The sequence below is a fragment of the Methanofollis sp. genome, assembly GCF_028702905.1.
Lineage (GTDB): Archaea > Halobacteriota > Methanomicrobia > Methanomicrobiales > Methanofollaceae > Methanofollis.
Genome location: NZ_JAQVNX010000087.1, coordinates 1 through 8686 on the forward strand (window position 1 = coordinate 1; position 8686 = coordinate 8686).

At 59.0% G+C, this 8686-nt stretch carries 11 protein-coding genes; 7 read left to right on the top strand and 4 right to left on the bottom strand.

Annotation, left to right across the window (positions count from 1 at the left end; genetic code table 11):
* From larB to PHP59_RS09765, 3 genes are all read left to right on the top strand, one after another.
* On the top strand, positions 1-635 hold a 635-nt coding region (gene larB, locus PHP59_RS09755), incomplete at its 5' end, for a nickel pincer cofactor biosynthesis protein LarB (RefSeq protein ID WP_300166464.1).
* Positions 632-1138, top strand: coding sequence for a nicotinamide-nucleotide adenylyltransferase (locus PHP59_RS09760; protein WP_300166466.1), 507 nt, complete (start codon positions 632-634; stop codon positions 1136-1138). The genes larB and PHP59_RS09760, both read left to right, overlap by 4 nt.
* Positions 1139-1179: 41 nt before the next feature.
* Positions 1180-2451: a hypothetical protein gene (locus tag PHP59_RS09765; RefSeq protein WP_300166468.1), complete on the top strand. Its 1272-nt coding sequence runs from the start codon at positions 1180-1182 to the stop codon at positions 2449-2451.
* On the opposite strand, the gene PHP59_RS09770 is transcribed toward PHP59_RS09765, so the two are convergent.
* The gene (locus tag PHP59_RS09770) at positions 2438-3172 is read right to left on the bottom strand and encodes a metallophosphoesterase (RefSeq protein ID WP_300166470.1); all 735 of its coding nucleotides are present in this window, start codon (positions 3170-3172) and stop codon (positions 2438-2440) included. The two genes, PHP59_RS09765 and PHP59_RS09770, sit on opposite strands and share 14 nt — an antisense overlap.
* Before the next feature lie 57 nt (positions 3173-3229).
* Here PHP59_RS09770 and PHP59_RS09775 point away from each other — a divergent pair, with 57 nt between their 5' ends.
* The 4 genes from PHP59_RS09775 to PHP59_RS09790 all read left to right on the top strand — a co-directional run bounded on the left by PHP59_RS09775 (position 3230) and on the right by PHP59_RS09790 (position 6375).
* On the top strand, positions 3230-3562 hold the full coding sequence (locus tag PHP59_RS09775) for a hypothetical protein (protein WP_300166472.1): 333 nt from the start codon (positions 3230-3232) through the stop codon (positions 3560-3562).
* 28 nt (positions 3563-3590) lie between these two features.
* Positions 3591-4070, top strand: a complete 480-nt coding sequence (locus PHP59_RS09780; protein ID WP_300166474.1) for a hypothetical protein — start codon at positions 3591-3593, stop codon at positions 4068-4070.
* Between the two features lie 487 nt (positions 4071-4557).
* Positions 4558-5736 (top strand): C39 family peptidase, encoded by a 1179-nt coding sequence (locus PHP59_RS09785; protein ID WP_300166476.1) that lies wholly within the window; start codon positions 4558-4560, stop codon positions 5734-5736.
* Between the two features lie 54 nt (positions 5737-5790).
* The gene (locus tag PHP59_RS09790; protein ID WP_300166478.1) at positions 5791-6375 is read left to right on the top strand and encodes a hypothetical protein; all 585 of its coding nucleotides are present in this window, start codon (positions 5791-5793) and stop codon (positions 6373-6375) included.
* A 143-nt stretch (positions 6376-6518) separates the two neighbouring features.
* Here PHP59_RS09790 and PHP59_RS09795 read toward each other — a convergent pair whose 3' ends face one another.
* The 3 genes from PHP59_RS09795 to PHP59_RS09805 all read right to left on the bottom strand — a co-directional run bounded on the left by PHP59_RS09795 (position 6519) and on the right by PHP59_RS09805 (position 8428).
* Positions 6519-7016: a hypothetical protein gene (locus PHP59_RS09795; RefSeq protein ID WP_300166480.1), complete on the bottom strand. Its 498-nt coding sequence runs from the start codon at positions 7014-7016 to the stop codon at positions 6519-6521.
* 570 nt (positions 7017-7586) lie between these two features.
* Positions 7587-8012 (bottom strand): DUF86 domain-containing protein, encoded by a 426-nt coding sequence (locus PHP59_RS09800; RefSeq protein ID WP_366943747.1) that lies wholly within the window; start codon positions 8010-8012, stop codon positions 7587-7589.
* Positions 8009-8428: a nucleotidyltransferase domain-containing protein gene (locus tag PHP59_RS09805; protein WP_300166482.1), complete on the bottom strand. Its 420-nt coding sequence runs from the start codon at positions 8426-8428 to the stop codon at positions 8009-8011. Before PHP59_RS09805 ends, PHP59_RS09800 begins: the two co-directional genes overlap by 4 nt.
* Between the last annotated feature and the right edge of the window lie 258 nt (positions 8429-8686).

Sequence of the window (8686 nt, forward strand, 5' to 3'; positions counted from 1 at the left end):
TGCGGTGCGGCATCCCCGAGGCGGTGCTCGCGGAGGGAAAGGAGACGGCCGACCTGGTGGCGATCATGCTCAAACATGCCGACGCTGCAGGGCGCTGTCTCGCCACGCGGGTCTCCCCCGAGCAGGCTGAGGCGGTGCGGACCGCGGCTGAGGCGGCCGGCCTCGCGTTCAGGCACGAGGAGCGGGCGCAGGCGGTCGTCCTCTCGAAGGGAGGACAGCCCGAGAAGAACGGCGGGATCGTCGCCATCCTCACCGCGGGGACGGCCGACATCACGGTGGCGGAGGAGGCGCGTGTCGTCGCCGAGGAGATGGGCTGCGAGGTGCGGACAGCCTACGACGTCGGCGCGGCCGGGGTCCACCGCCTCTTCCCGGCCCTGAAGGACCTTGCCGGGGCGCACGTCTATGTCGTCGCCGCGGGGCGGGAGGGGACTCTTCCCGCCGTCGTCGCAGGGCTCGTGGACAGGCCGGTGATCGGCGTCCCTGTCTCGACAGGTTATGGTTTCATGGGCCAGGGTCAGGCGGCACTCGCGAGCATGCTCCAGTCCTGCTCCGTGCTGACCGTCGTGAACATCGACGCGGGCTTCGTGGCCGGGGCGCACGCCGCGCTCATCGCGTCCCTTGCGGGGCGGCCATGACGCGTGCCTTCTACATCGGGCGGTTCCAGCCGTACCACAACGGCCACCACTCGGTGATATCGAGGATCGCCCCCCAGGTCGACGAGATCGTCATCGGCGTCGGGAGCGCCCAGCTCTCCCACGAGGTCGAGAACCCCTTCACCGCGGGCGAGAGGGTGATGATGATCGCGGCGGCCCTGGAGGAGATCGGCATCCCCTTCTACGCGATCCCGATCGAGGACCTCCGCAGGAACGCCCTCTGGGTCTCGCACGTCTACTCGATGACGCCGTACTTCGACGTCGTCTACTCGAACAACCCCCTCGTGATCAGGCTCTTCTCCGAGGGCGGCATGAAGGTGCAGACCCTGCCGATGTACATGCGCGACACCCTCTCGGGCACCGAGATCAGGCGGCGGATGGCGGCGGACGAGGACTGGCGCAGTCTCGTGCCGGAGAGTGTCGCCGACGTCATCGACCAGATCCACGGCGTCGACCGGATCAAGCAGATCTCCTGCTCGGACTGAGTGCCTGAAACCCTTTATAGCGGGCCACCGATAGATCGGTGATGTTCCGCTTTCTCAAGGGTCTTTTTTCAAAGAAAGAGGTAGAGGAGAGTCTCACGCTCACCGTCGACGGGGCGGGGGCGTGGCTGGACGCACGGGATGAGGAGATCGAGGCCGGCCTGGAGGAGGCGACAGGGAGGTGCAGGACGGCTGTCTCGGCCTCGCTGGAGGACCTCGGCCGTCTCCTCGCAACGCTGAAGGACGCCGAAGGGCGGGAGGACGTCCACCCGAAACTGAAGAGCGTGACAGACCGCTCTCTCCCGGCCTTCATCGCCGCGATGGAGCAGCAGGCCGCCCATCCCCTCCCTGACGATGCGGACGGGTTCTATGCGGCGGCCGCCGAACTCCTCACCGGCCTCCTGAAGGCCCAGAAGGGGCAGGGGAGATACCTCGCCGCCGTATTCCCGGAGGAGATGAAGGAGGTCAGGGGGGTCACCCGGGATATCGGCCGGGAGATCAACACCCTCACCGGCCTGGTGAAGGAGGCACAGGCGACGACGGCGCGGATCGGCGCCGCCCGTGCGGGCCTTGCCGCGGTCACGGAGGCGGGGACAGAGACTGAGAATCTCGACGCGGAGATCGGGGCGCTCAGGAAAAGGCTGGAGGCGGCCGACCCGGCGATCGCCAGGGACGGGGAGAGACTCCGGGCGCTCACAGCGGGCCAGGACTATGCCGCCTGCATGACCGAGCAGGAGAGGCTTGCCGGACTGAAAAAGGAGGAGGAAGGGGCCGTACAGGACCTCACAAACACGGCGGCCCAGGAGGCGCGGGTGATGAGGAAGGCGGAGCGGGTCGCGGGGCGTGCCCGTGCGCAGCAGGACCTCCGCACCCTCGAAGCCTGCACCGCGCTCCTGGACCGGCCGCTTGACGCGGGCCGCGAGGAGATTCTCCCCCTCGTCGAGGCCGCGGCAGGGGTCGTGCAGAGGCAGATCCCAGGGGGCGAACTGGCCCTGAAAGGAAAGGACGACCTTGCACTCTTCGCGGACGCGGGGGCGGCCGAGAAGGAGATGGACGCGCGGATCGCCGCCCTCGACGGGGTGCGGGAGAGGGTCGCCGCCGCGGAGGAGCGGGTACGGGCCTGCACCGCCCTCGGCGAGGCGCGGAGACTCGAAGAGGCGATCGCGAGCGCGGAGGCAGAGAAGGAGAGAGACAGGCAGGCGCTCGCAAGCGCGGAGGCGCGGAAGAGGGCCCTTGCAGACGGGGAGGCAGACCGCCTGCACCGCCTGGAGGAGGCTCTCGCCGCGGTGGCGGGCCGGCCCGTCACTCTAGCCTGAGATACCAGAAGCGGCGGAAGTCGGTGACGGCACACTCCGGGTTCTCTCCGGTGCAGGCACCGAGCCGCGTGATGGTCGGCACGGAGAGGTCGATGCAGGCCCCCGCGACAGGCAGGCCGGGGAGGGGTTCGGGCCTCAGGGGGACGGAGACGATACGGTCGTCCTTTTTCTGGCAGCAGAGGGGGACGTGCTGGTGGCCGCAGCAGAGGTGGGAGAGGCCGCGGCGTTCCAGTTCGGCAAAGGCCATCTGCGGCGTGTAGTGGTAGCCCGCAAAACTCGGGCCTGGCACGCGGGAGAGGCGCTGCCAGAAGGGCTGCTCGGTGAGGACGTCGCCGAGGCGGAGGGGGCCGCCGTGGACGAAGAGGGTGGCGTCGAGCACCGCTTCGACAGGGAGGCGGGAGAGGGCGTCGAGGTGGGGAGACCTGTTCAGGCGGCGGTGGACCGCCTCGCTCCTCACGTCGCTGCCGCTCACCGGTATGCCGTGGATGCAGGCATGGTCGTGGTTGCCGAGGAGGGAGACGAGCGTGACCTCCCCGGCGAGGCGCTCCACCAGGCGCAGGGTCTCGATCGGGGCGTAGCCGCGGCCGAGGAGGTCGCCGAGGTTCACGACGGTGTCGACCCGGCCGAAGAGCCGCGTGAATGCCGGTTCCTCCCGCAGGGCGAGGACGCGGGAGAGAGCCTCCGCATCGGCATGGACATCGGAAAAGACAAGGACCGCCACACTATGATCTCCGCCACCTCCCTTTTAAATGTGCGGCGCATAGATCTGATGGGATATATGTCGTGGCATGGGTTTGACAGCAGGGCATGGCTTGCCGTGCCTCTGGTTTCGTTCGGCGGGATTCTGGTATCGACCCTCGCCATCGTCGCCGCAGGCGACCAGATGCTTGTCACCCACCCCTTCTGGACGTTCGGGCGGGTGGCGTGCATCATCGCCGCCTTCATCCTCGGGGCGATCGCCTACTCCACCGAGAAAAAAGACCTTGTATCCCTGATGGCGCCGGTTTTTGCGGTGATCATCTTCGTCATCGGCGACTTTTCCACCGGGCCGGTGATGCAGGTGCTCTTCGCCGCCACGATCACCTTCCTCGCGGTGAGGGTCAGGAAATAAATATCAGTGCAGAAAGGAGGAGACGAGTATGGGACGGGCAGAAAAGTACCTGGAGGCATATATCGAGAGAGTCGGGCCGCGGCTCGCGGGCCTGGACGAGACGACCGGACACGCCATCGCCTCGGCCCTCCTCAGTTTCAAGGTCGGGCTGTACGGGATCGCGGTGACGCGGGCCGATACGGCACTGCAGAGGCTTGCGAAGAGGGAGGCCCCGGCGACCGTCGCCACGGCGCTCGAAATCCTGAAGAAGCGTGCCTCCGACCTGCAGGCTCAGGTCGCCGTCTCCGAGGGGATGCCGTCATTCTCCGGGGACGACAGGCCGCTCCTCGCGATGGACCTCCCTGCCGACCAGGTCGAGGACGCGGTCTCGTACACCCTGGACAACGCCCTCCTCCTCCTCTATGCGGCAGGGCTCGTCTCGTCGCCCGACGACGAGCAGGCGCTCGACGAGCACCGCGGCTTTCCCATTCAGATCCTCGCCTCCTATGCGAAGCAGTTGAATCTCTGAGCTGCTGAAGGCGCTTCTTTTTCGGGGGGTTCGTGGGGCTGCCCCCTTTCGTCTTTTGAGAGTGTCCGCGTATCGACATGCCCGATGTGAAGACCCGCCTCGACCACGAGATAAAGGAAAAACGATCCCGGAAATCATATCTCTCGGCCTACCGCCTTTTCAAGAGAGAATTCCCCCTTTCAACAGAGTGTTGTGAGGCTACCTCTCTATCTGAAGTGTCATCCATGAAACCAGGATCACGATCAGCTGGAGAGAACAGTTTCGCGGGGGCCGACAGTTAAACGATTGCACCATAACTCACATATAAAATAGAGAGAATATTTCTGGACGTGGAGATCAGATCAGTCTCCCGGCGAGACCCCGCTGTGTTGTCCAGACGCTGACGGGGTCTCACACTGCACGGAGGATTAGCGTTGTTGCTCGCCATTTGTGATATTTAGTGCAATGCTGATTCTTTGGAGCAAACAATTTGAAAGGAGAAGGAACAATGAAGAGAAAGCATTCAAAGGTCAGCATGGTTCTGCTGGTTCTATTCTTCATAGGGAGTATGCTCGTATTCCCTGTAGGAGCTGTGGATCAGCAGATCAACCTCACCGTACCATACTATGAACAGGAAACACCCTATTACTGTGGTGCGGCTGTTGCTCAGATGTGGATTGATTATCATGGGGACTATGTTAGCCAAGACACTCTGTACGACTACATTCGTGCAAACAACATTGAAGGATCTACATGGTACACCGATCCCCGTGGACTTGCAGAGTGTGTGGCGCACTACGTAGATGGCACTGGTGCCAGTGACAATGGATGGCAACCACAACATCAAGATGCTGCAATTCTCGGACAGGTATATGACATTGCTGAATATGGGATTCCTTCAGCATCGCTGGTTTATAACTCAGCTCATTGGATGATCGTTAAGGGAGCAAAATATTTTGAATACGGAGGTCGGCCGTATTCAGTTTATGGTATATGGGCATTTGATCCAGCTAATAGGTCATCATCGGTTAACAGTAAGTATGTCTCTGCTGATGACTGGAAGAATGAATATTTTACTCCCATTACTAAACCTGCTCTTTCAGAAAGCCACTGGTACAACAAGTGTGTCACTGTAAATGGCTGGCAGATAAGATCTGCCGACTATGCTGAAAAAACAAAAGATATGCATTTGATGGCCGATGAAGAAGATAATATCCAGATGACAGAGAAGACCGACCTTTCACAGTTTGCCCTGGATGAGATGAAGAAACTAGATCTCTTCAAGGAAGAATTGGAAGGATCAACTCCTGGAAAAATGCTCTATGTTCACTCCCTTCAGGATGAGTACAGTGATTACTACCTGATTCCTTTTGAAAAAGATGACCGGACTGTCGTGGTCGTTGAAGTCTTTATCCGTGATGATATCGCTGATTTCGGGAGCTGCATGGAAGTGTCCTCAGAATATCATCCAGTCCCAACACAGGATGAGGCCATGAAAGCACTCGATTGTGAAGGATATGAGAGTGACGGGAACGCCGTTCTTGTCTGGAAACCATGTCTCCAGACGATATCACGAGAATACCCTCTCTGGCAGTTTGAAACGACAGATGATGGGATCAAGTACGTCGGGTTTGATCAGCGTGGAAAAGTCACGGTTTATGATGAATTGACAGATAAAAGAGCATGATCAATCATCCATTCTATTTTTTGGCATCTATGTAGCATTATCCGGAGAAAAACCATGAACAAAAAACTCATTGCAGGACTTGTCCTGATAGTAATCGTAGGGTCTTTGCTTGCAACATTCCTCCTCTTCTCCCCGGGTAAAGAAGGGCCACAGGTCTCAGCAGAAACGATCCCTCCAGAAGATATCCCCACATTCGTCGCTGAGGCAGAGAGAAATATCGCATCAAACTTCACCGGCGCTGTCGCTGGAGACGCTATCATGGTGACGTCGCTGGACCACACAATACGTGAATTCTATCTTATTCCCTTCTATCAAGATAGCAATCCTGTCGCCGTCGCCTACGTCTCCATCACCGAGAACGGAACACCACACTACCGGGGAATATACGACTATCCCGACCCTGCCGTAGCACTGACATTTCTCCCCCTCACCGAGGTGAGGCAGGCCCTTGGCAATGCAGGATATACCGAGGGGAACTGGACGGCACGCGTGGTGAGCATGTTCTGTGACGAGCCAATCGGGCCGTATTTCTGGGAATGCACAGAGAAAGGAGGCGAGAAGGTGTACGTTGGGTATGACCGGTACGACGATGTTGTCAGGGTCTATGCCGAGGTGACACCGAAGTCAAAGGCCGGGTGAGAAACGGAGAATACTCTTATGGAAAAGAGATCCTGAGGAGTTGAGATAAAATCGGTCTCCCGGCGAGACCCCGCTGTGTTGTCCAGACGCTGACGGGGTCTCACACTGCACGGAGGTAAGAAATATTCTCAGATTTCTGATATTTATAGGTGCCTCTTTCTCAAGGGAGTGAGAATATGAGAAGAAAAATTCGAGCACGGTATCCTCTCCTGATCATCGGGATTCTGTTTACGATATTCTTCCTTGCCGTTCCGGTATCGGCGGCGGTGCAGACACCTCTTCCCGGTCAGGGAGACCAGACCCTGATCCTGTACGGCATTCATCCGAATGCCCAGAAAAACGAAACCATCAGGACATTCATTGAAGAACATGGCGGGATTGATTGGTGGGAACATGGCGGGAATCGGACACACCGGTATGTGTGCATCGTCCCGGTCAAAGCAAGCGAGAAGAAACTCTTCTACCTGAACAACCAGACTGCAGAACATACCAAGGAACCTTCGATCGTGTTTGTCAAAATCATCGACCGCGATGAGGCGCTGCCCATCCAGACCCCTGATCCCGACCCCTTCCACGGGCTCTACCAGAAGTATCCAGCACTCAAAGAGGATGAGGGCGTCCAGTCCTATATCGAGGACCACTCCCCAAAGCGTTATACAGAAGAGCCGAAAGGACCGTCGCACACACGGGTGTACTTCGTCGACGAGAATGAGACGTTCTCCGAGTATATCGTCGACCTTGAGGACGGAAATGTTGTTTCAGGCAGGTATCTCTCAGAAGACCAGTTTTCTATCAACAGGTCGGAGGCGATTGGACAGGCCGTCGGTCAACGGCCCGAAGACGCCCGGATCGAGAGCGCACTGCTCATGATCCGTGACGGAGACATATACTGGGAGATCGTCGTCCTCGAAGGTCCGAAAATGGATTATATCGCCATTCCGGCGGAGAATGAAACACCGACCCCGACAACGGAATCACCGGGCTTTGGGACCTGGCTCACCCTCTGCGGCATCGGTGCCGGTCTGGCCCTCCGGGGAAGAGGTGATGAGGCACCACAGTCAGGTTCCCGATCGAGAGGCGAGTCCCGGAGTTCAGACTCTGAAAAAATTCTCCACCGAAATACCCCCCCATCAGGGGGGTTCACCCCCGGGCAAAATTCGAAGCCTATGTTTTCATCAACTCTCTTCGTTCGTTCACTCATACAGGCGATATTATGGGTCGGCCGCATCCCGCTCACGGAGATGAACCTGTATGGCATCGAGGAATGCCGTGAGAACAGCGAGATCCTGCTGCAGGATCGCATAGACCTGTTCGAGGTCCAGGTCCCAGTATATATGGACCAGGACATTGCGGAACCCTGCCAGAGCCGAGAGATCGCGGGTAAGCGGTTCGGGGAGGATCCCGTTCTCGCCGAGGATCTCAAAAGTTTCCCGGTAACTCGCAGGCCTCCGGAGGTGCTCTTCCGCGATCAGGTCGGTCGAGATATCGATCGCAGACTGGATGCCGACCATCATGGCATGAAAAACCATATTCCTGGTATCCCGATCTGAAAAGAACCGTTCTCGGGGGATGCGTTGATACCTCCCCCAGTCTTCCAGCGCGTCCTGCAATTCCCGCATGTGACGAAGAATTCTCATCTGTTCACCGGTGCAAGGAGCGCCCTGTCCATCCTGTCATAGAGAGGCTTGAGGTCGAGGTACTTCGCCAGGACTTCAGCCTCAAATGCAATCCGGAGGCTCTCATCCCGGGCAAAGACGACCCTTCCCGTCTTCACCACTTCGTACTGGAACTCCACGGGCGCAGTATTGAGAATCCGAAGATCGACCTCGTACCTCGGCGTGATGCATCGCTCCAGGTCGGACGCGATCTCCATGGTATACCTGAAGAGTTCGTACGGCTTTCTTTCCCCGGAAACGATCAGACCTATATCAATGTCATGAAAGTCGCTTCGCACGAGGAACGAGCCGTAGAGGTAGCCAAGCAGCAGATCCTCGACGCCTGACAGGCACCGGCCGATCTCTTTGACAATTCGCTCGCGGTCCGGATCGTTCATATCCCGCTCCTTTTCCCCCGCCAGGGAGTCACCGGGAGACATGGCGGCTTCACCTGAGAGTAGAGTGGAGTGGTAGTCGTATAAAACTAGCGTTACACCGAAGGTGTGCCGGCACACAGACCAGGACGGACGTGAACTACCACGCCCTGAAGGGCGTGGCTTCCTGCTTCATCCTCCCTCTACTGAGGCAAGTCCACAGGCCCAAAGGCGCGTTCCGCACCTGATACCCCGACAAGATTCTGTTCTTGCAGGGCAAAC

What these genes read in the sequence shown, in the direction of transcription:
- PHP59_RS09775 (WP_300166472.1), top strand. Translation starts at nt 3,230, where the DNA reads ATGTCGTGGCATGGGTTTGACAGCAGGGCATGGCTTGCCGTGCCTCTG.
- PHP59_RS09800 (WP_366943747.1), bottom strand. Translation starts at nt 8,012, where the DNA reads ATGAGAATTCTTCGTCACATGCGGGAATTGCAGGACGCGCTGGAAGAC.
- PHP59_RS09785 (WP_300166476.1), top strand. Translation starts at nt 4,558, where the DNA reads ATGAAGAGAAAGCATTCAAAGGTCAGCATGGTTCTGCTGGTTCTATTC.
- PHP59_RS09760 (WP_300166466.1), top strand. Translation starts at nt 632, where the DNA reads ATGACGCGTGCCTTCTACATCGGGCGGTTCCAGCCGTACCACAACGGC.
- PHP59_RS09790 (WP_300166478.1), top strand. Translation starts at nt 5,791, where the DNA reads ATGAACAAAAAACTCATTGCAGGACTTGTCCTGATAGTAATCGTAGGG.
- PHP59_RS09805 (WP_300166482.1), bottom strand. Translation starts at nt 8,428, where the DNA reads ATGAACGATCCGGACCGCGAGCGAATTGTCAAAGAGATCGGCCGGTGC.
- PHP59_RS09780 (WP_300166474.1), top strand. Translation starts at nt 3,591, where the DNA reads ATGGGACGGGCAGAAAAGTACCTGGAGGCATATATCGAGAGAGTCGGG.
- PHP59_RS09765 (WP_300166468.1), top strand. Translation starts at nt 1,180, where the DNA reads ATGTTCCGCTTTCTCAAGGGTCTTTTTTCAAAGAAAGAGGTAGAGGAG.